Consider the following 20,490-nt stretch of genomic DNA (forward strand, 5'->3'; position numbering starts at 1 on the left):
AATTGTTGACTGTTGTTGGTTATTGGTTAGTTGTTATTGGTTAGTTGTTATTGGTTATTGGTTAGTTGTTATTGGTTAGTTGTTATTGGTGAATTGTTAACAACTAACAACTAAGAGGGCGGGCACGCACCATCCACCGCCCCTACCAACTAACAACTAACAACTGCCAACTAACAACTGCCAACTGCCAACTGCCAACTGCCAACTAACAACAGCCAATTGCCAATTGCCAACTGCCAACTAACTTAAGTCGGTACGAGTTCGCCCGGCCGCAATTTGGCCCATTTGCCGGTCTCTTGCTTAAAACTTTCACAGCCGACTACATCCCATTCCATTTCTATTTCGTCTTGGCGGGGGCGGATGTTGACGTTGATGGTGGGTTCTACGGGGTCAAAATCTGGTGTTTCGGTGAGGTGAATCTGTTCGTGCTGTTCTTCTACGGCGTGGTAGGTGAAGCAGCGGTCTACATAGTGGCAGTTAATACAAATACACATTCTTGATATCCTCTGTGCATTTCAAAAAAATTGGTGAATTCTGAGCTTTCTGTTAATCTAGCTTAGCAAGAGTTTAATGGTTTGTAAGGAAAGTAGATTTTTGTTGCGATGCCGATTAATTTGCCAACTGCGCTATCTCCTGAGACTTGGCCGTTCGATTTGGAACTGCTGACACCGCCTGTTTATCTGGTGGGCGGTGCGGTGCGGGATGCGCTGCTGGGACGCCGATCGCACTATTTTGATTTGGATTTCGTTATGCTAACACGGGCGGTGAAGACTGCTCGAAAAATTGCCGATCGCACCAAAGGCGGATTTGTCTTGTTGGATGCGGAACGACAGATTGCGCGGGTGGTGTTTGCGGGCGGTACGGCGGATTTTGCGGAGGCTTTGGGGGGGAGTCTGGAGGGGGATTTGTTGCGCCGGGATTTTCGGATAAATGCGATCGCCTGCAATCCTTTTACCGGAGAAATGATCGATCCTTTGGACGGTCAAACTGATTTGCGGTTGGGTTTGCTGCGGATGATTTCGCGATCGAATTTGGAAGACGATCCGCTGAGGTTATTAAGAGCTTACCGCCAAGCGGCGCAGTTGGGTTTTGCGATCGAACCGGAAACTCAATCTGCGATTCGAGAATTAGCGCCGTTGTTGAGTCGGGTGGCGGTGGAACGGGTGCGGACGGAATTGGGTTATTTGTTGAGCAATAATAACGGTATTCCTTGGATTTGTCGCGGTTGCGAAGATGGTTTGTTTTCGATTTGGTTTGCAAGTGCGATCGACCGTTTCGATATCTTGACAAAAATCGACTCCTGTGCTGCTGATTTGGCGGCAATTTATCCAGACTTGGGGAGAGAATTTGGGCGATCGATTCGAGATACAATTAAAACGCCGTTGTTGGCAGTTGGGAAGTTGGCTATTTTAGCAAATTCCGACCCGACAATCGCTGAAACAGAGTTGCTGCGGTTGAAGTACAGCAATGCAGAGATTAAAAGTGCGATCGGGCTTTTGAAATACTTGCCCAAACTGCAAGCAAAACCGATTGCAGAAATGTCCTTGCGAAAACAATATTTTTTGTTTCGGGATGTAGGAATAGTATTTCCAGTTTTAGCAGTTTTAGCCCTAGCCGCGGGAGTCGCAGTTGATGATATTTCCCTGCTAATTAATCGCTACCTCAATGCCGATGACATTATCGCTCATCCCACCCAATTAGTTAGCGGCAATGAGTTAATGGAATCTTTGAATATTCCCCGAAGTCCGCTCATCGGTCAATTATTAATGGAGATTCAATTAGCGCGGGTAGAAGGGAGAATTGCGACTCGCGAAGAGGCGCTGAAACTGGCTGCCGACTTGATTGAAGTTGATTAATATTTGGGAAATATCGCCACAACAATCTTGCTAGGAGCCAGTTTACCAACCATCTGTAATTCACATCCCAAATATCTAGAAAACAGCCCCAGCGACAATCAGTAAATGCGCCTACATTTATCTGCATTGCATCTGTGTTGCATCTGCTTGACATCTGCGGTTTAATTATCAATCAAAAAACAATGCAATAAGTTTATTTAGGGCTGGCTGTTAATTCCGCAGGCAATTGAAACTTACCATCTGCACCCGCTTCCAACTCAAAAACTTGCAACACAGCATCAACATTCAGCGGCCCGTAAATGTGCGGGTAATCTTCACCAGCGGCAAATTCATACTTAACTTCAGATTCTACTTTCTCCGAATCAATCCACAGCAGCAACAACCCTGTTTGTCCCACAAAAAATTTATTAGCAGATTTCACAACTTGCGGCAAAGTCGAACAGTGGATAAATCCTTCAGTATCTAGCGTATCCCCGCGATAGAATTGCACTTGTTTGGCTTGTTCCCACTGTTGGCTGCGGGTGATGTGAAAGATAACGCTCATAATTAGATTGGTTTTAAGTGCGACTGGTACAAAACTTACAAATGCGGGGTCAAAAACTCGGTTTCTGTACCAAAATATTTCGCTATTAGCGACAATTTTTCAAAGAAACCAGATTTTTTTGCCTTCGTTGCGCCGCAGTACAATTCGACAAGGAAAACTCCCGCCGCAACTTACTGTCAGCGTCTTAATTTTAGCACCGATCGCCCGCGCTGCACCCGGAGCCGCGCCAGTCATTTTTTCTGTTTGCTGACGGTAATCCTCACTAGAAACTTAGCACGTCACCAGTACATCCGATCGCCCGAGAACTCTCATATCTTCCTCATCGAGTTCGACTGGTGTACCGCTGCGAATTAGTTCCACAAAATCCTCATTCGGCACCATAATGCACAAAGTGTACAAACGTTCATTGCCCGTATTTTTAATTACATGAGTACCGGTTGGAGGCACTAACAAACTATCACCCGGTTTAATACTAACTGTTTTGCCGTCGCAGGTGGCTTCCCCTGTTCCTTTGAGTACAAAAAACATTTCTACTGCAAATTGATGGCGGTTAGGAGGAGTTTTGCCACCCGCATCGAAGATTTCGATGCAAACTGTTAAGGAAACATTAGCTATTACCGGATCGAAGACGATAGCTAATCTATTAGTATCGCCGGGACTGATGCGAAATGCTTGGTAGTCTTTCGGAGATTTTATCACAGGAATCATGCACTGATTTGTCATTTTTTTATTGTTAGTTATGGTTGAAGGCAGTAGTCAGTAGTCAGTAGTCAGTAGTCAGTAGTCAGTAGGCAGTAGTCAGTAGTCAGTAGTCAGTAGTCAGTAGCCAGTAGTCAGTAGTCAGTAGTCAGTAGTCAGTAGTTATTGGTTATTGGTGGCCACTCACAAATAATGTCAGACAAATAACAATGCTATAGATGCCCAATGCCGAATTCCCAATGCCCAATGCCCAATTCCCAATGCCCAATGCCCAATGCCCAATTCCCAATGACTAATGACTACTGACTAATGACTACTGACTAATGACTACTGACTGTTATTTAATTGCTTCTAACATAGCCTGAGAATCCGACAAAAAACCAAAACATTGTTTAACATTATAAAGAGTAGCTTGCCAGCAATACTCTGGAGATGTGGTAGCTGTACAATCTTTGACTAAAATACAGTCGTAACCGAGGAAATTAGCATCTTGCAGTGTAGCCATGACGCACTGATCGGCGTTTACTCCTCCGAAGAAAAGTGTAGTTCTGCCGAGGTTCCGCAAGATACTATCTAAAGGAGTATCCCAAAAGCCACTCATCCGATATTTGTCCACACAAATATCTTGGGGTTTTGGTTCCAATTCATCGACAACCTGCGCCGCCCAACTCCCCGCCATCAACACAGATGCGCCGTTTTTTGGCAGGGGATCTCCCAAGCCTACGCCGTCGCCGGTGGGATTGTAAACGTGGCGGGAAGCGGCGCTAATATTCAGTAAATCGGGGCGGTTTCCCCAGTTGATCCAAATAATTGGCATTGCGTGCGATCGCAATTTTGGCAGTAAATTTTGTAAAGGATTAATTGGAGTGCGCGCAGGTGTTACATCGACGCCGATGTGTGATAGCCAACCGTCGGGGTGACAGAAATCGTTTTGCATATCTATCACCAGCATCGCTGCTTTTGCTAAGTCCAATCGCAGGGTTTTCGTTTCTGTATCTAGGGTAACAGGTTGAGGCGCGATCGGCGATCGGGTGATGTCGGCAATTTTTTCATCAACTTTCCAAGCATTCGGCGGCACGCCCAAGGTACGGAGAGAATCAGGATTCATATTTTACGTTTAAATCGATTGACTTACTTAAGGTTAGCAGGCACTGACTAGAAGATTAAATGACATTAAACATTACAATAGTAATAGATGTGAATTCACCAGAAGGGGTCAATCTGTGAGCTTTACAATTCAAAATGTTTTAATTCCCGTTGAGGGTGGTTATGAAACCGCAGACGTGCAGGTGGTGGATAATTGCATAAGTGCGATCGCCCAAAATTTAGATGCTGTGGGAACAGTAATTGATGGCACTAATAAGCTGTTGCTGCCCGGTTTTGTCAACGCCCACACGCACTCTTCCGAAATGTGGCAGCGCGGGATTATTCCCCCTCTGCCGCTAGAATTGTGGATTGCCGAACTGTACGATTTTACACCTTTAGATCCCGAACAAGTTTACTTGAGCGCCCTCGGTACGGCAGTAGAAACATTGCTATCTGGCGGCACCAGCGTAGTCGATCATTTAGTTTTAATTCCGGGGCAAGAATTAGAGACGATCGCCGCCGCAGTTCGTGCTTATCAAGAAATTGGCATCCGCGCGTTTATCGGGCCATTAATTCAAGATGAATCCCTGACAGCGGGAATGCCTGCGGGGGACGGCGCTATCGAACACAGGGCTTACATTCGCTCGACAAAGGCAACTTTGGAATTAATGGAATCAGCCATTAAACAGTTTCACAAACCCGAAATAGGTGTTAATATGTTGTTGGCACCGACGGGAATTCAACTCTGTTCGGATGCTTTGTTTGAAGGGTGCGTCGATTTGGGCGATCGCTACAATCTTTGCCTGCACGCCCACCTCCTAGAAACCTCAGCCCAAAAACAACTAGCTCACGAAAAATACGGTTGCAGCGCCGTCGAACACCTGCAAAAAATCGGTTTTTTAACTCCTCGCACTTCCTTAGCCCACTGCGTCTGGCTGGAAGATTCCGACATCGCAATTCTAGCAGAAACTGAATCGACTGTTGTACACAATCCCCTCAGCAACCTGCGGTTGGGAAGTGGTATCGCACCGATTTTGAAATACCGCCAAGCGGGAGTAAACGTATCTTTCGGCTGCGATGGCGCTGCTAGCAACGATTCTCAAGATTTGCTGGAAGCGATTAAAATGGGTTCGATTCTGCACAATATCACGGATTTGGATTACCGCCACTGGATTACACCGCGCCAGTCGGTAGAAATGGCATCGCAGGGCGGAGCAAAAGGCTTGAATGTTGCCGAAGAAATCGGTTCGCTGACAGTTGGAAAAAAAGCCGATTTTGTGCTATACGATTTAACCAGTTTATCATTGTTGCCGCGCACCGACCCGATTGGTTTGCTAATTTTGGGTCGCCCGACAAATGCGGTAAACAGTGTTTGGGTAAACGGCAAACAAATTGTTGCTGAAGGTAAGGTAAAAACCATCGATGTTGATGCTTTGAGGCGGGAATTATTCGATCGCAGCGAGTGGACTAGCAAGCGTCAATCGCAAACCGTGAGCAAGATTGAATCGCACTACCGCCAAGTGATGAAATTGCCTGGTTATTCTTAAGGGATCGCAGAAATACTCGGCGGTTGAAACCGCGGCTATACAGACAAAACCCGCCTCCGCGGGTTGAAGAATAAAGGTGCGCCATGCGCACCCTACAGTATGATGTTAAACTGTGGTGTTTGCGAAAAATTGATGATTAAACTGCACAAATGGCGGCGGATACTGGCTTTAATAGTTGTTTTTGCGATCGCCCTTACCTCCTCCGCCCTTTTCTCCCCCCGTCTATTGGCTCAAACCCCGCCCAAAACCCCAACAACCGAATTGCGAGGCGTGTGGCTGACTAACATTGACAGCGACGTTATTTTCTCGCGCAACAGCATCATTAACGCTGTAAATCGACTGGAAACACTCAACTTTAACACCATCTATCCTACGGTTTGGCAAGGAGGCTACACGCTTTATCCCAGTGCTGCAGCCAAAAAAGTATTCGGAAAGTCGATCGACCCATCACCCGGATTGAAAGACCGAGACATTCTCAAAGAAATTATAGCACAATCCCACCCAAAAAATATAGCAGTAATTCCTTGGTTTGAATTTGGTTTCATGGCTCCTGCAGAATCGGAATTAGCCACACTTCACCCCGACTGGTTGGCGAAGCGACGCGACGGTTCAACTATTTGGAAAGAAGGCGAACACGATCGAGTTTGGCTGAATCCCTTTCATGCCGAAGTACAGCAATTTATCTTAGATTTAATCCTAGAAATTGTCGATAATTACGATATAGATGGAATTCAATTTGACGACCACTTCGGTTTACCAGTAGAATTTGGCTACGAACCGCTAACAGTGTCAATGTATCAGGAACAAATCAAAAGCCCTCCTTCCAATGACCCCCGCGAAACCTTCTGGGTGCGCTGGCGCGCCGACAAAATCAACGACTTTATGGGACGAATTTCCCGCGCCATCAAATCCCGCAAACAAAAATGTATTGTCAGCTTATCTCCCAACCCCCTGCACTTTGCTTTGCCAGCCCACTTGCAGGACTGGTTCACCTGGGAAAGACGCGGCTATATCGAAGAACTTATAGTGCAGGTTTATCGCAGCGATATCAAGCGTTTTAACGCCGAATTGGAACGGGAAGAACTCAAATTAGCTAAAACGCACATTCCAACTGCGATCGGCATTTTAACAGGATTGAAAAATAATTCAATTCCGCTGAAACTCATTCAAGATCAAGTCCAAGAAGTGCGAAAAAGAAATTTTGCAGGCGTTTCCTTCTTTTTCTACGAAAGTTTGTCGAATTGGGCTAACGAAACCCCCGAACAGCGCAATTTGGCATTGCAAGAATTATTTCCCACAAAGATGCAGCGCCCGCCATCCGAAGGTAGAATTTGAAACTAACGGTTAAAATGAGAAAAATCATAAAGCGCTTAGGAATTGTCATCTTATCTTTTACCGCTGTCCTAACAATTGGCTATCTAACTCCCAGAAAGTGGGGAAATTACTCGCAAGCAGATTGCACAATCTCTCTCTACATTTCTAACGAAGGCATCCACACCGAAATCATTGTTCCAGTTAAAAATCAATATTTTGACTGGAATCAATTTTTACCGCTAACAGAAATAGGGCGAAATGCCACTTCTGATTATAAATATTTGTCTTTTGGCTGGGGAGATAGAGCTTTTATGCTGGAAAATCCGAGTTCGGGAAGTATCAATTTAGTTACAGGTTTGAAGGCGCTGATTTTTCCTACTCCGTCTACTGTGCAGGTTCAAGGTTATCGAGTTTTGCCGAAAAATATAGAAACAAAATGTGTTAGTATTAGTGGCTGGAATTATCTGAGAATGGTAGATTATCTTAAAAATACATTCCAATTAGAGGCAAAAGGTAATAAAATAAAAATTGGCTACGGCTACGGCAACAACGGCAGTTTTTATGAAGCAAGAGACAGTTACTCTATTTTGAGAACTTGCAACGACTGGACGGCAGAAGGTTTGCAAAAAGCTGAGGTCAATACTCCTTTGTGGTCAACTCTACCGTCATCGATTATGTTTCATTTAAACAGCGGTTGCGAATGTAGAAGTCATTAGTCATTTGTTGGTTGTTATTTGTTATTTGTTATTTGTTATTTGTTACTCGCTTGGGGCTGGCAATAACGAATAACCGATTACCAATTCCCGATGCCCAATTCCCAATTCCCAATTCCCAATTCCCAAATCATGAATATAATTCCAGCGATCGATCTATTGGACGGAAAATGCGTCAGATTGTATCAGGGAGACTACGCCAAGTCTCAAACTTTTAACGACAATCCCGTCGAAGTCGCCAGACAGTGGGTAAATCAAGGCGCGACAATGCTGCATTTGGTAGACCTCGATGGGGCAAAAGCGGGTCATCCCGTCAATCAAGCAGCCATTGAGGCCATTGTCCGCGCAGTAGACGTTCCCTGTCAAGTAGGGGGCGGAATGCGCGATCGCGCTTCTGTTGCTGCTATCCTCAATTTAGGAGTCAAGCGCGCCATTCTTGGGACTGTTGCTGTCGAACAACCGGAATTAGTCGGTGAATTGTGCGCCGAATTTCCCGGTCAAATTCTGGTGGGAATCGATGCCAGAAACGGTAAAGTTGCTACTAGAGGCTGGTTGGAAACTTCCGAAGTTCTAGCAACAGAATTGGCGCAAAAAATGGCCGAATTGGGGGCAGCAGAAATTATTTACACTGATATTCACCGCGATGGTACTATGGAAGGGCCGAACTTGGAATCTTTGCGCGAAATTGCTAACGCTATTTCGATTCCGGTGATTGCATCGGGCGGCGTTAGTTCGATCGCAGATTTACTCAGTTTGTTGGCTTTGGAACCAATTGGTGTCAAAAGTGCGATCGTCGGTAGAGCAATTTATACCGGTGATATCTTGCTAAAAGAAGCAATTCAAGCTGTCGGACAAGGGCGGTGGCAAGATGTACCCCCAGATTTGGGTTCTTCCAGTTTTGCTTGACCATCTAAATCCGCACAACCAACATTTAAAAAACCAGATTCCTTGAGTGTATCTGCGTCCACAATTATCTGATTTGAATGTCTTTCTTATCATCATTGTACCATGTTTTTTAACCCAACAATGACAGCTTTAAGTTCTGGGATAGCATCCCTAGTTGCTCCCATACCTTTGTTAGCAACAGTCGAAGCAGAAAATTCGCCGATCGTTTTGAGCGGCGTTCTGCTCAGTTTGGTAGTGATTTATCTTGCCAGCAAATTAGGCGCGGAAGCGGCTCTGAAGTTTAATCTTCCACCAGTTTTGGGTGAACTTGTAGCAGGGGTGATTGTTGGCGTATCCGCTTTGAACCTGATCGTTTTTCCCGAAGGCGGACTGTCAGCTTCCAACTCAGGAATTATGACTGTTTTGCAGTCGATAAATTCTATGTCCCCTGCCGCCGTCACCAGCGTGTTTGAATCGCAGAGCGAAATCGTTTCTGTGCTGGCTGAATTGGGGGTAATTATTCTACTGTTTGAAATTGGTTTGGAGTCGGATCTCAGACAACTCAAAGAAGTAGGAATTCAAGCCACCTTTGTCGCTGTTGTCGGCGTAGCAGTTCCCTTTGCAGCCGGTACTGCGGGCTTGATGATAATTTTTCACACGGCGGCGATTCCGGCAATTTTTGCCGGGGCTGCTTTGACGGCAACCAGCATCGGAATTACATCGAAAGTTTTGTCTGAATTGGGAAGGCTCAAATCAAAAGAAGGTCAAATCATTGTCGGTGCAGCAGTGATTGATGACGTGCTGGGAATTATTGTCTTGGCGGTAGTTGCTAGTTTAGCGAAAACTGGTGAAATTGATGTTGTTAATGTCATCTATCTGATCGTCGGTGCAACTACATTTCTGCTAGGTTCAATTCTGTTGGGCGGCATCTTTAATAAAACCTTTGCCTCAGCAGTTGAAAAACTCAAAACTCGCGGTAATATCGTTATCCCGGCATTTATCTTTGCTTTTTTCATGGCTTTTATCGGCAACGCAATTCATCTCGAAGCGATTTTGGGTGCATTTGCGGCTGGTTTAGTGCTAGATGAAAGCGATGCCCGCAACGAGTTGGATGAGTTGATTAAACCCGTCGCTGATTTGTTTGTACCCATCTTTTTTGTGACGGTGGGAGCGCGCGCTGATTTGGGCGTTTTGAACCCAACAGTGCCGGATAATCGGGCGGGACTTTTGATTGCCGTGTTTTTGATTGTGGTGGCGATTTTTGGCAAGTTGGTGACTGGTTGGGCGGTGTTCGGTCAGCCTGGAATCAATCGATTGGCGATCGGAGTTGGGATGATTCCTCGGGGCGAAGTTGGGTTAGTTTTTGCCGGTATCGGTTCGGCTAGCGGGGCTTTGGATAAGCCGCTGGAGGTTTCGATTATTATCATGGTAATTCTGACGACTTTTTTGGCTCCGCCTTTTCTACGGATTGCCTTTGGCGATACGGTAGAGCCTCCTGCTAGCGGGGAACCTTCCAGCGAGCAAACTGCGATTGGCGGGTGATATTAAGTTTGTTTTGATGTCGTTGGGGGCGATCGGCTGGTTTTGAATCAGAAAGGGCGATCGTCTCCATTGCTACTCATTCGCCTCCCGGTTCTCAAAGAAATGGGTCTAATTGCGATCGCATTTATTTACCAACGAGTGCTACAGAACCGTTTTGCAAAACAGGAATTTCAATTCGGAATTCTGCTCCTTCATAGGGTTGAGAGAAGCACTGGATGGAGCCACCGTGCTTATCAACTACAATTTGATAGCTGATTGATAGCCCTAATCCAGTTCCTTTACCAGTTGGTTTTGTGCTGAAGAACGGATTGAATACCTGTTTGATCACAGTTTCTGTTATCCCAGGGCCATTGTCTTGAATTTGAATCACCACGTTTTGAGAATGACCGGGCCCAGTTTCCTTTCTGACTAGCTTAGTCCGAATAGTGATGCGACTGGGATTTTTTTGGATGTCTTTTGCAGAACGCTGATTGTTGTAGTTTTCTAAAGCATCGATCGCATTTGCCAGAATATTCATAAACACCTGGTTCAACTGTCCGGCATAGCACTCTACCAGCGGTAAGTCGCCGTAATCTTTAACAATTTCAATAGTAGGACGATCCGGTTTTGCCTTCAGTCGATTTTGCAAAATCATCAATGTGCTGTCAATTCCCTCGTGGATATCAACTGGCTTCTTTTCTGCCTCATCCAGCCGCGAAAAGTTTCGCAGCGACAGGACAATTTGACGAATGCGATCGGCTCCTACCTTCATTGAAGTCAGGATTTTGGGCAAATCTTCACTAATGAAGTCCAGCTCGAACTCTTCAATTTTTTCCTGAATATGGGTGGTAATTGGATAGGTTTGCTGGTAAACTTGAATCAACTTTAATAAATTTTGCGTGTAGTCCGCAGTATGGCTCAGGTTGCCATAGATAAAGTTGACTGGATTATTAATTTCGTGAGCAACACCGGCAACCAATTGCCCCAAACCTGACATTTTCTCTGCCTGAATAAGCTGTGCCTGAGTTTGCTGTAAGGTTTTGAGTGCAACCTCAGCTTCCTCTTTTGCTTGCCTTAAAGCAGCTTCGGCTTGCTTGCGCTCAGTAATATCCAGTGCCAAGGATGCAACTCCGACAATATTTTCAGCATTCCCTACTAAAGGCGTATTGAACCATTCGCAAATAATCGTTTTGCCGTCTTTCTTAATATTTTCGTTGAGGCTGTAGCGTCCTCCGGTCTCAATCAACAGCTCGTTCATAACTCGATCGACTACCTTTCTGGCAGACGCAGGCACAATTAATTCTGCGGCATGGTGTCCGATCGCCTCTGTAGCCGTGTAACCAAAAATCTGCTCTGCCGCTGGATTCCAGGCAGTGACTTTAAAGTTTAAATCCCATTCCACAACTGCCAGTGAAGTTTTGCGGAATATAAAAGATAGCCGCTGCTCCGACGCTTTGAGTTCTTCTTCTACCTGTTTTCGTTGAGTAATGTCAATCCCTGTTTTGATGATGTACTCAATTTCACCCTGATTATCCACTAAAGCAGTATCTGACCAAGCAATCAGTCTGAGTTGTTGATCTTTGCTGATCCAACTGCCTTCATATTGCTGGGGAAAATTACCAGCTTTTAAAGACTCAAAAGTAGTTTTGGCAAGTCCTGCTAAGTCTGAGTTCGGAAACAAGTCCCAAAAGTAGCGCCCCTTCACTTCACTAAACGAGTAATCAGTCATTTGTTCGCAAGCTCGGTTAAAGCGAACGATTTGTCCCTTCGGGTCGAGCACAACTACCAGGGCACCTGCAATTTCAAGAATGGCTGAAACAAAATTCCGTTCTACTTCAACTGCTGTAATCAGTTCCTCTAACTGGGTTGCCATATTGTTAAAGGCGATCGCCAATTTCCCCAGTTCGTTTTGGCTGTCGATGTTGACCCGCGTCTCTAATTGCCCCGCACTGAGTTTAGTAGCTGCCGTGGTTAAGCGCTGGAGCGGCACCACAATTTGCCGAATAAATAGATACCCAATGCCAACAGCCACGAGCGTCACCACCGCCAATGAGCCTCCCATAACTGAGAGCATCTGGTAAACAGGAGCATAGGCCTCAGCCGTTGGCAGTTCTACAACCACATTCCAATTCACGCTCCGAACTAAGGCACTGGCTCCCAATACTTCTACCTGCTTTAGACCCTGATAAACGTTAAGGCGCTTAGTATCTTCGGATGCTTTCAAGAATTGAAAGAAGGGGCGCTGAGCAATATTTTGAAGTTTAAAAGTTTCTGGCTTACTACCTTTTTGAGCAATTAGAAAATTACGCTCATCAACTACATAAACATAACCCGTCTTGCCGACCTCCGTTTGGGAAACAACAAACCAGAGAAAGTGGAGATTTATCTCTGCTAATAGCACCCCATCCACCTCATCTCGCTCATTCCGAATTGGAACCGCCAGAATGGTGGTTGGTTGGTGGGTTTGAGGATTAATTTCTACAGGACTGACATAATCTTCCTGTTGTTTAAAGGCACGAATAAACAGTGGCGAATTGGCTGGATTTTCTAACTTGAGCGGTTCGTAGGGTGAAACTGACGCGACAACTTGTCCCTTCCCGTTTAAAATGGCAACGGCTTCATAAGCATTATTATGACGAGTCAACCCTTCCAACAGGCTCTGCTGCGCTTGAGGTTGAAAGTTGGTGAGTCCTTTTACCCTAGCTAAATAGCTCAGTTTTCGTTTCAAGTCATCTAGATAATTATCAATCTGCCCTGCTGCTGTCTGACTGCGCTCTTGTTGGAGCGATCGCGATTGCTGGATCTGCGCCTGAAAGCTGAGGTAGATCAGCCAGCCACCAGTGGGCAGTAAGCTCAGGAGAACCAAAAATATCAAACCATAGCGGAGCTGATTGGCGATAGAAAAAAAGCGTTGCCAGGGATGAGAACGGGAGCTTCTGGCAATCGGCAGAGCGCGATCGTTGCGTTGATTTTGCATCGGACTTAGGATCAATATTAGTAAATCAATTAATCGGCTCACTAAGGAGAAACATCTATTTTTCCAGTCGTCACAGCTTCTCGAATAATCTTAAAAGTATCCTCTTCCTGAGACGTGAGAGTGCCACGGAAAGGGGCAAAGTCGTAGATTTTTTCCTTGAGGCCAAACTTGTAAAGTTTACCTTCCCAGCGACCTTGCTGGGTTAACACTGCTACATTTAGCACCAGATGGGGAATGTCCTGCAGAACGCTAGTTAGGACTTTGCCGGGAGCCACTTCGTACTGATCCTTTGTCCAACCGATCGCAAAGACTCCTGGCTTTTGCGTAACGGCTTTTAGGGCGGCTAACCCTGCCTCATCCGCGTTGATTGCCAAAATATCTACTCCAGAAGCTACCATATCTGTTGCGACTTTGATGGCTTTGTCCGTATCAAACCAAGAGTTGAGAAAAGCAGTCGAGGCTTGAACAGAGGGATTCGTTGCCTTCACTCCCCGCCTAAACAAGGCTTCTTCTTCTTTGTAAACCGGATAAGGTTCACCCACAATATAGCCAACTTTATTGCTTTTGGTCTTCATGGCAGCCAAAGCGCCTGTGAGATACCCCACCTCACCCGATCGAAAGGCAACAGCCCCCAAATTTCTGTTATTCCCTGGATGCGTTGTAACTAGGGCAAATTTTGTTCGCGGAAATTCTTTAGCGACCTTTTCGGCAGTTGTGGCATAGGCACCACTGGCTGCAATTACCAGGTTATAGCCTGACTGGGCATATTTGCGAATGACCGCTTCACTATGTTCGCCGTCAATACTGCCAGTAAAGTCTACCTGAGCATTAAATTTATCTTTGATTAGATTCAATCCTTCAAAGCAGGCTTGATCCCAACTGTTGTTATCTTTAGGTCCTGTCGTGACCAACGCGACTCTAAAGCTGCTAGAGGTACTTGCTTCAGGGGAAGAGTCTATCTTCGGAGTCGATCGACTGCACGCGATCGCAAAAAATAGAGCTAGAGCCGCCAGAGTCATTTGTTTCAGGAGAGATTGAATTTGCATAATAGCTTTTCTCAGCAAGATTACTTTTTTTTACGCCGATAAATTTGTTGAAGGATATCTCAACAATCTTCACAACTCTTACTCTCGCTCGCATTTAATGCCTTTTGCAGATTTAACGCAATACCAATTCTCTAATATTGTGCAATAGTATTAACGGCGGGTTATTTAATGATTTGTTTTCTGACATATATCTTGGTAATGCCGCCCTACAAACACTGTTGCAAAACTTTAGAGAATTTGCACGCTACTTATTTAACATCAAAAAAAATAAGGACACGGCAGTGCCGTGTCCTTACAAATCTAACCTGCTATCAACCGAATTTGCGATTACTTAACAAACAGCATTTCTTGATAAGTAGGCAGCGGCCACAAATCATCAGCCACTTCACCCTCCAGAGCATCCGCATACTGCCGAACCTCATCCATCAAAGGACGAATTGTTTGCGAAGCATATTGCATATGGTCTTCTGTCGAAGCAAAATCGTGCTCGCTCAAAGCATCAGTCAACTTGCTCGCAGTATCCATCATCGACTTAACCAGCGCCGCTACTTTTTGGGCAGTTTCCTTTTCCAGTTCAATTCCCATCTCTTTCAAGCGAAGAATCGTGCTGGAAAGATCCGACAAATAACTCACCGCTGCCGGATAAATCTGCGTTTTTGCCATGCTTACTACCAGTTTGGCTTCGACTTCAATTGCCAGCAAATACTGCTCTGCATAAACATCGTAACGGCTTTCCAATTCCACGGGAGTCAGAACGCCTGTCTTTTCAAACAAGTCTTCAATGTATCCTTCCTTCAACACGGGCAAAGCATCTGCCGTAGTCCGCAAGTTAGCTAAACCCCGTTCTTCAACAGCCATTTTGTGCCATTCTTCAGAATAGCCGTTGCCACCAAATATCACTGCGCCGTGCTCGTCCATCACTTCTTTCAGAAGTGTTTGGATGGCAGCATTCAGTTCAGTTCCGTTAGCCAAATCGCTTTCTAATTTGTTAGCAACCCAATCCAAAGAATCTGCAAGAATTGTATTCATCGCCACCAACGGGCCGGAAACAGACTGACCGGAACCTACGGCACGGAATTCAAAGCGGTTTCCTGTAAAGGCAAAGGGCGAAGTGCGATTTCTGTCGCCGGCATCCTTCATGAAAGTAGGCAGTGTTTCCACACCTAAATTCATGATGCCTCGACCTTGAGAACCCTTAATTCCTCCCTTGCTAATTTGCTCGAAGATATCTTCTAATTGTGAACCCAAGTAGACCGACATAATCGCTGGCGGAGCTTCATTGGCACCCAATCGGTGGTCGTTGCTGGCAGTCGCAACTACGGCGCGCAGCAAGGGGCCGTATTTGTGAACGCCGCGAATCACAGCGCCGCAGAATACTAGGAATTGCACGTTAGAGTGCGGTGTATCGCCGGGGTCTAACAAGTTGCCTTGGGTGGCATTGCCGACCGACCAGTTGACGTGTTTGCCGGAACCGTTGATTCCTGCAAAGGGCTTCTCGTGCAGCAAGCACATAAAACCGTGTTTCTTCGCTGTGTTGCGGAGAATTGTCATGGTTAATTGTTGGTGGTCGCTGGCGACGTTTGCAGCTTCAAAAACTGGTGCAATTTCAAACTGACCGGGAGCTACTTCGTTGTGGCGGGTTTTGGCAGGAATTCCCAGGCGGTACATTCTTTCTTCTACTTCCTGCATGAAGACTTGAACGCGCTCTGGGATGGCTCCAAAATAGTGGTCGTCAAATTGCTGACCTTTGGCGGGAGGTTTGCCAAACAGGGTACGACCTGCTAGCAGCAAGTCAAGGCGGCTGTTGGCAAAGTTGGCATCTATTAGGAAGTATTCTTGTTCGCAACCGCAACTGGAGTTTACCTGAGCAACTTCGGTATTTCCTAACAGCTTTAACACTCGGGTTGCTGCTTTGTTCATGGCGGCAATGGAGCGCAAAAGCGGTGTTTTTTTGTCTAGGGCTTCACCCGTCCAGGAGATGAAAACAGTGGGAATGCACAATGTCATGCCGTTGTCTGTTTCCATGACATAAGCAGGGCTGGTGACATCCCAGGCTGTGTATCCGCGAGCGGCGGCGGTGGAACGGATGCCGCCGTTGGGGAAGGAGGAGCCGTCGGGTTCGCCTTGTACTAGAACTTTGCCGGCAAATTCTGAGATGACTGAGCCGTCGCTTTGGACTGAGATGAAACCGTCGTGTTTTTCGGCGGTGCTGTTGGTGAGGGGGTAAAATACGTGGGCGTAGTACAGTGCTCCTTTGGAAATAGCCCAGTCTTTCATGGCTACTGCAACTACATCAGCTACGGATTCGTCGAGTTTTTTGCCTGTTTGAACGGTGTTTTTAACTGATTTGAAAATGCTTTTTGGCAGACTTTGCTGCATTTTGTTCAGAGTAAAAACGTCTGTTGCCCACATATCTTCTAACCGCTTGGCAGGCTTGGCTGGGGTCAGTTTGCGGTTGACGATTTGAGAAATTGCTTGAACGCGGGATTGGTTTCCACTCATGGTTATTTTTATTGGGATTGGGGAACGAGTAGTTGTGAAAAATAGTGGTTAGCGCAAGTCTAACCGTTGACGAATCTGTTAGATTTACCCAACTTTTTTAGTTAAGGCTAACTTTTTGGAGAAGGCCTTTTTTGGCAGGATATGAAGAATTGGATGAGCGAGGTGCAATAACTTCGCTTTCTGTGTTGCTGAGAATCCAGTGTTCGATAGATGCGGTGGGATTTCAGTTCTTAGCAATAAAATAGATGACAAGAGGCTGTACTAACTTTAGTTAACATCATAGATGTGGTCGCTGCACAGATTTAGTAGCTCATTTTAACCCTGGTAAGCTCAAAAACTTTGTGCTAGTCAATTCCGATTAATTCTGGTCAAAACTACTTATGGTTTTTAACGGTTCAACGATAAATCGCAGCCCAGCAAACAACGCACTCGTTTATTGTTTTGGGGAATTATGGAGACTACACAACCTACACTTGGAGAGTGTAAGCAATCATTAACTTAATTAATGTAGCACAGGCTACAGAATGTTACTTTTTTTTGCGGAATGGTCGATCGCCCGATCGCGCGTAACCGCAAAAGTTGAGTTTGACAGGAGGCTAGGCGCTGAAACTGCGGGCGATCGCAGCAGTTGTAGGGTGCGCCAGCAGTGGGTTATTCGGATTATTGAGAGTTCAAATTTGACGCACCATACTAGCTGATCTGATGTCGGTTGAATTGCGCGCGATCGAACTTTGTCGCGTCGTGCGGGCGGGTTTATAGATATTGTTGGTTTGAGTCAGAAATTTTTGGTTAACCAGCCCCTACAAGTATTGTGGCTAATTTACGGCAGGTATCAGCGATCGAATAAACCTCACTTACTTTTTGCTTTCGCGGCCCTAGATTCCACCGTGAATCCGGGAATATCTGACAATTCTACGGCGCTCAAACTGTACTGTTCGCAAACCAAACTTAAACGAGTTCCGCTACTTTTAACGGCGTTGACAGAGTGTGTCAAATCTCCTTGAAAATAGATCAGCGAGTTGGCTTGCGGCTTAATCTGTCCGACTTGGTGTTTGTTGCGCCGCAGTATCAACTCTCCTCCTTGCAAGTTTGGCGGTACTTGTACGTACAAAACGCTGACGGCTGCGGGAGGTTCAACAGTTTTGCAGTACGATCGCAAAGATCGATCGATATGCGGATCGACGCGGGAACCTTCACCCAGCAGCAGGGGATTGAGATAAAAAGCGTTGCATTCAGGGTTTAATGCTCTGTCTAGATAGGGTTTGAAGAAGGGGAAGCGGCGCTCTACTTCGGCAATTTCGGAACGCTTAAACACCACCGAAAAGCCTTTTGTGCCAATGAAATCGCGGTTGAGGTTGTTGATTGCCAGATACGGGGATGCTAGAATTGAGCCTCGCAAGTCGTTGAGATAGTCGATCGAGAAAGCGTTAGGATGTTGGCTGTAATATTTCAAGGCGCTTAAAAATCATCAAAGTTTAACGGAAACAGCGGATAGGAATGTAGCAATCGTTAATATTTCGGATTGTTTGGTTCCTCGCGCGGGATCTGTGGAAGTTAAAAATTATAGTCTATTCCAGGAGCGACTGTAAGATAATTATGCGTTTTTTTAGTTTTGGCTGTCTTGGTATTTTAGGCTTCTTAATTATCCTCTCGGTTGCGCCCCGAGAAATTATGAAATCGGGTATTCGCAGTGCTACTTGGAGTCCAAACGGCCAATATGCGATCGCCATTGTCAGACATCCGATGCTGTTTGCTATGCCTGGTGGGGGCAGCGATGCGCCTTGCGATGTATTTTTGTTCGATGCGTCTGGAAGGGAGTTGAAGAGTAAAAGTTTTGAGATGGTGCAACTTGTGTCTGCGGGCTGGCTGGGCGATATCGTTGAGGTTGGGATGTTCGATCGGTGGGAATTGCCCAAAATAGATAATATCAACATTCTGCTGTTTAGTGCGGCTTACACGGGCAATTTGGCGGAAGTTAAAAAACTCTTGGCAAAAAATGCGGATGTTCATTTCAAGACTTATTTAGACCAAACACTGTTACACGCGGCTGCTTTTGGCGGGAATCAGACTATTGTAAAGTTGTTTCTGCAAAAAGGATTGAATGTAAAGGCGATCGACAAAGCAGGAAAAACTGCCCTGCACATGGCGGCTGCTGGAGGGGGTAGCGGGGTGATAGACTTATTGATCGCCAGCGGTGCAGATATGGAGGCGATCGATCGCAATCAACGCACGGCACTCAACATCGCAGCAGAAAGCGGTAATTTTGAAGCAATGAAAACCTTGATTAATCGAGGTGCTCATGTGAAAAACGACCAAATTTTGTTTGCTGTTATTAGCAGGTTTAAACCGGGAAAAAAGAAACTAGAGATGGTTGAATTAATCCTGAAAAATCAAGCCCAAATTCCTAAAGGATTGCTGTATAGTGCCGTGTCTCGTGGAGATATTGACGCTGTGAAATTATTGCTCGATCGCGGTGCTGATGTCAACGCTCCCGATCCTTACGACAATACTACTCTATTGATGAGAATTGTGCAACCGAATACGGGTATTTCCCAGGAATTAAAACCTGAATTAGTGAAGTTGTTTCTTTCAAAGGGTGCGGATGTGAACGCTCGCAATAAAAATGGTGCAACGGCTTTAACCATTGCTGAAAAATCATCAACTTCGGAGATTGTTAAGTTGCTCAGACAGCACGGCGCTAAAATTTAAGGGAGCGATCGCATAGTTTTTGGCAGTATTTTTCCTAAAATACGAATACTCTACCGCAATTGGCATACAGTTATAAATTGTCAGCGTATCACAAGCTCTGGTTGAATTAGGAGATCGAGTGGGATTTTGGTTCAAAGGCGATCGAGTTAGGGCGATCGTCTTTTTTGGTTCCGGTGAAGTTGTTTTCTTCAATCGCGGAGTTTTGGAAGCACAGATGTCAGATAAAGGGGAAGTTGTAAATGTTTTTACTGCTGGTGAAAGCCGACAGTTTGAGGGGCTAGAAATAAACGGAGTACAAATAATTTTGCAAGTATTTGGGAGATGGCAGGTGAGGGATAAAAAAGCAACGATTTAGACTGTCAAAGCACGATTTCTTAAAGGCACAAGTGCTTGATGCAAAACACTAGGCTTGGCGTTGAGATATACCTCGCGACCATTTCTCTCGTTGTATCCAACCACAATCGCCCCTACTGTTGTGCCAATCTCTGGATACATTTCGGCGCTCATTATGCCATCATCTAAAAAGTCGGGAATCTTAATTAATCCCTTGACTGTCGCCTCACCTATATCGACAAATACACCAAAGGCAGCGTGGTATTCCACCTTACCCTGTACAAACTGACCCAATCGATATTTAGACTTGATTTGCTCTAAAATTGGATGATCCATCTGATTCACCGTGGCTTAAGAATACGCGGAAATTGATTGAGGATTGGAAACAAACTCTGGGGAATCACTACCTCAATCCGATCTCGACCATCTTTCTCGTCATAGCGATACTCCAACGGCTGGAAATACTCGCTATAAACTGCTGGATCTATCGAAACCTCAAGAATCCCTTCTTTGTAGCTTTCATTGAACTCTTCAGCGATACTGCGATCGCGAGGCCCCGCAAAATAACAATTCCCATCGACATAAGGAGGATTGTAGGGAAAGTCAACAGCCTCAAAACCTTCATTAAAAAGCTTTTGACCCTTGCCTTGCTGCGGTGCTTTGTAAATTGTAACGCTGAGGACAGATTGTGACTGTCTCGACTGCATTTGTTCTCGTCATGCTGCATTTGAACGATCGTATTGATATCGAAAATATTA

20 protein-coding genes are annotated in these 20,490 nt (G+C 45.5%); 9 read left to right on the forward strand and 11 right to left on the reverse strand.

Annotation, left to right across the window (positions count from 1 at the left end; translation table 11 throughout):
* Positions 1-245: 245 nt before the first annotated feature.
* A complete protein-coding gene (locus tag QUB13_RS00175; protein WP_333089860.1) occupies positions 246-494 on the reverse strand; it encodes a Ycf34 family protein in 249 nt (82 codons plus the stop codon).
* A 108-nt stretch (positions 495-602) separates the two neighbouring features.
* Here QUB13_RS00175 and QUB13_RS00180 point away from each other — a divergent pair, with 108 nt between their 5' ends.
* Entirely contained in the window at positions 603-1,856 is a 1,254-nt protein-coding gene (locus QUB13_RS00180; protein WP_333377524.1) for a CCA tRNA nucleotidyltransferase, read from the forward strand.
* A 193-nt stretch (positions 1,857-2,049) separates the two neighbouring features.
* On the opposite strand, the gene QUB13_RS00185 is transcribed toward QUB13_RS00180, so the two are convergent.
* From QUB13_RS00185 to QUB13_RS00200, 4 genes are all read right to left on the reverse strand, one after another.
* On the reverse strand, positions 2,050-2,400 hold the full coding sequence (locus QUB13_RS00185) for a DUF952 domain-containing protein (protein ID WP_333089862.1): 351 nt from the start codon (positions 2,398-2,400) through the stop codon (positions 2,050-2,052).
* 99 nt (positions 2,401-2,499) lie between these two features.
* Positions 2,500-2,634: a hypothetical protein gene (locus QUB13_RS00190; RefSeq protein WP_333377527.1), complete on the reverse strand. Its 135-nt coding sequence runs from the start codon at positions 2,632-2,634 to the stop codon at positions 2,500-2,502.
* Positions 2,635-2,670: 36 nt separating this feature from the next.
* A complete protein-coding gene (locus QUB13_RS00195; RefSeq protein ID WP_333309780.1) occupies positions 2,671-3,108 on the reverse strand; it encodes a cupin domain-containing protein in 438 nt (145 codons plus the stop codon).
* Between the two features lie 328 nt (positions 3,109-3,436).
* Positions 3,437-4,207, reverse strand: a complete 771-nt coding sequence (locus QUB13_RS00200; protein WP_333377530.1) for a cysteine hydrolase family protein — start codon at positions 4,205-4,207, stop codon at positions 3,437-3,439.
* A gap of 115 nt (positions 4,208-4,322) precedes the next feature.
* On the opposite strand from QUB13_RS00200, the gene QUB13_RS00205 reads away from it, so the two are divergent.
* The 5 genes from QUB13_RS00205 (at position 4,323) to QUB13_RS00225 (ending at position 10,186) form a co-directional block, all read left to right on the forward strand.
* Positions 4,323-5,732: an amidohydrolase gene (locus tag QUB13_RS00205; protein ID WP_333377533.1), complete on the forward strand. Its 1,410-nt coding sequence runs from the start codon at positions 4,323-4,325 to the stop codon at positions 5,730-5,732.
* A gap of 132 nt (positions 5,733-5,864) precedes the next feature.
* A complete protein-coding gene (locus tag QUB13_RS00210; protein ID WP_333377536.1) occupies positions 5,865-7,067 on the forward strand; it encodes a glycoside hydrolase family 10 protein in 1,203 nt (400 codons plus the stop codon).
* Between the two features lie 14 nt (positions 7,068-7,081).
* Entirely contained in the window at positions 7,082-7,762 is a 681-nt protein-coding gene (locus tag QUB13_RS00215) for a DUF2459 domain-containing protein (RefSeq protein WP_333377539.1), read from the forward strand.
* A 129-nt stretch (positions 7,763-7,891) separates the two neighbouring features.
* The gene (gene hisA / locus QUB13_RS00220) at positions 7,892-8,665 is read left to right on the forward strand and encodes a 1-(5-phosphoribosyl)-5-[(5-phosphoribosylamino)methylideneamino]imidazole-4-carboxamide isomerase (RefSeq protein ID WP_333378211.1); all 774 of its coding nucleotides are present in this window, start codon (positions 7,892-7,894) and stop codon (positions 8,663-8,665) included.
* 120 nt (positions 8,666-8,785) lie between these two features.
* The gene (locus QUB13_RS00225; protein ID WP_333377542.1) at positions 8,786-10,186 is read left to right on the forward strand and encodes a cation:proton antiporter; all 1,401 of its coding nucleotides are present in this window, start codon (positions 8,786-8,788) and stop codon (positions 10,184-10,186) included.
* Positions 10,187-10,310: 124 nt separating this feature from the next.
* Here QUB13_RS00225 and QUB13_RS00230 read toward each other — a convergent pair whose 3' ends face one another.
* The 3 genes from QUB13_RS00230 to QUB13_RS00240 form a co-directional block, all read right to left on the reverse strand.
* Positions 10,311-13,142, reverse strand: coding sequence for a PAS domain S-box protein (locus QUB13_RS00230; RefSeq protein WP_333377545.1), 2,832 nt, complete (start codon positions 13,140-13,142; stop codon positions 10,311-10,313).
* 41 nt (positions 13,143-13,183) lie between these two features.
* Positions 13,184-14,188, reverse strand: a complete 1,005-nt coding sequence (locus QUB13_RS00235) for a BMP family protein (RefSeq protein ID WP_333377547.1) — start codon at positions 14,186-14,188, stop codon at positions 13,184-13,186.
* A gap of 327 nt (positions 14,189-14,515) precedes the next feature.
* Positions 14,516-16,690 carry a glutamine synthetase III family protein gene (locus QUB13_RS00240; protein WP_333377550.1) on the reverse strand — a complete coding sequence of 725 codons (2,175 nt, stop codon included), beginning with the start codon at positions 16,688-16,690 and terminating at the stop codon, positions 14,516-14,518.
* Between the two features lie 524 nt (positions 16,691-17,214).
* Between QUB13_RS00240 and QUB13_RS00245 the strand changes: the two genes are divergently transcribed.
* Positions 17,215-17,388 (forward strand): hypothetical protein, encoded by a 174-nt coding sequence (locus QUB13_RS00245; RefSeq protein ID WP_333377554.1) that lies wholly within the window; start codon positions 17,215-17,217, stop codon positions 17,386-17,388.
* A 152-nt stretch (positions 17,389-17,540) separates the two neighbouring features.
* On the opposite strand, the gene QUB13_RS00250 is transcribed toward QUB13_RS00245, so the two are convergent.
* Positions 17,541-18,143 (reverse strand): 2OG-Fe(II) oxygenase, encoded by a 603-nt coding sequence (locus QUB13_RS00250; RefSeq protein WP_333377557.1) that lies wholly within the window; start codon positions 18,141-18,143, stop codon positions 17,541-17,543.
* A gap of 218 nt (positions 18,144-18,361) precedes the next feature.
* Here QUB13_RS00250 and QUB13_RS00255 point away from each other — a divergent pair, with 218 nt between their 5' ends.
* A complete protein-coding gene (locus QUB13_RS00255) occupies positions 18,362-19,399 on the forward strand; it encodes an ankyrin repeat domain-containing protein (RefSeq protein ID WP_333377560.1) in 1,038 nt (345 codons plus the stop codon).
* Positions 19,400-19,517: 118 nt separating this feature from the next.
* Entirely contained in the window at positions 19,518-19,754 is a 237-nt protein-coding gene (locus tag QUB13_RS00260; protein ID WP_333377563.1) for a hypothetical protein, read from the forward strand.
* Here QUB13_RS00260 and QUB13_RS00265 read toward each other — a convergent pair.
* Positions 19,751-20,068, reverse strand: coding sequence for an RNA-binding protein (locus QUB13_RS00265; RefSeq protein ID WP_333377566.1), 318 nt, complete (start codon positions 20,066-20,068; stop codon positions 19,751-19,753). The two genes, QUB13_RS00260 and QUB13_RS00265, sit on opposite strands and share 4 nt — an antisense overlap.
* A gap of 5 nt (positions 20,069-20,073) precedes the next feature.
* Positions 20,074-20,439 (reverse strand): hypothetical protein, encoded by a 366-nt coding sequence (locus QUB13_RS00270; RefSeq protein ID WP_333377570.1) that lies wholly within the window; start codon positions 20,437-20,439, stop codon positions 20,074-20,076.
* Between the last annotated feature and the right edge of the window lie 51 nt (positions 20,440-20,490).

Origin of the sequence: Microcoleus sp. B4-D4, assembly GCF_036705185.1 — a bacterium.
Lineage (GTDB): Bacteria > Cyanobacteriota > Cyanobacteriia > Cyanobacteriales > Microcoleaceae > Microcoleus.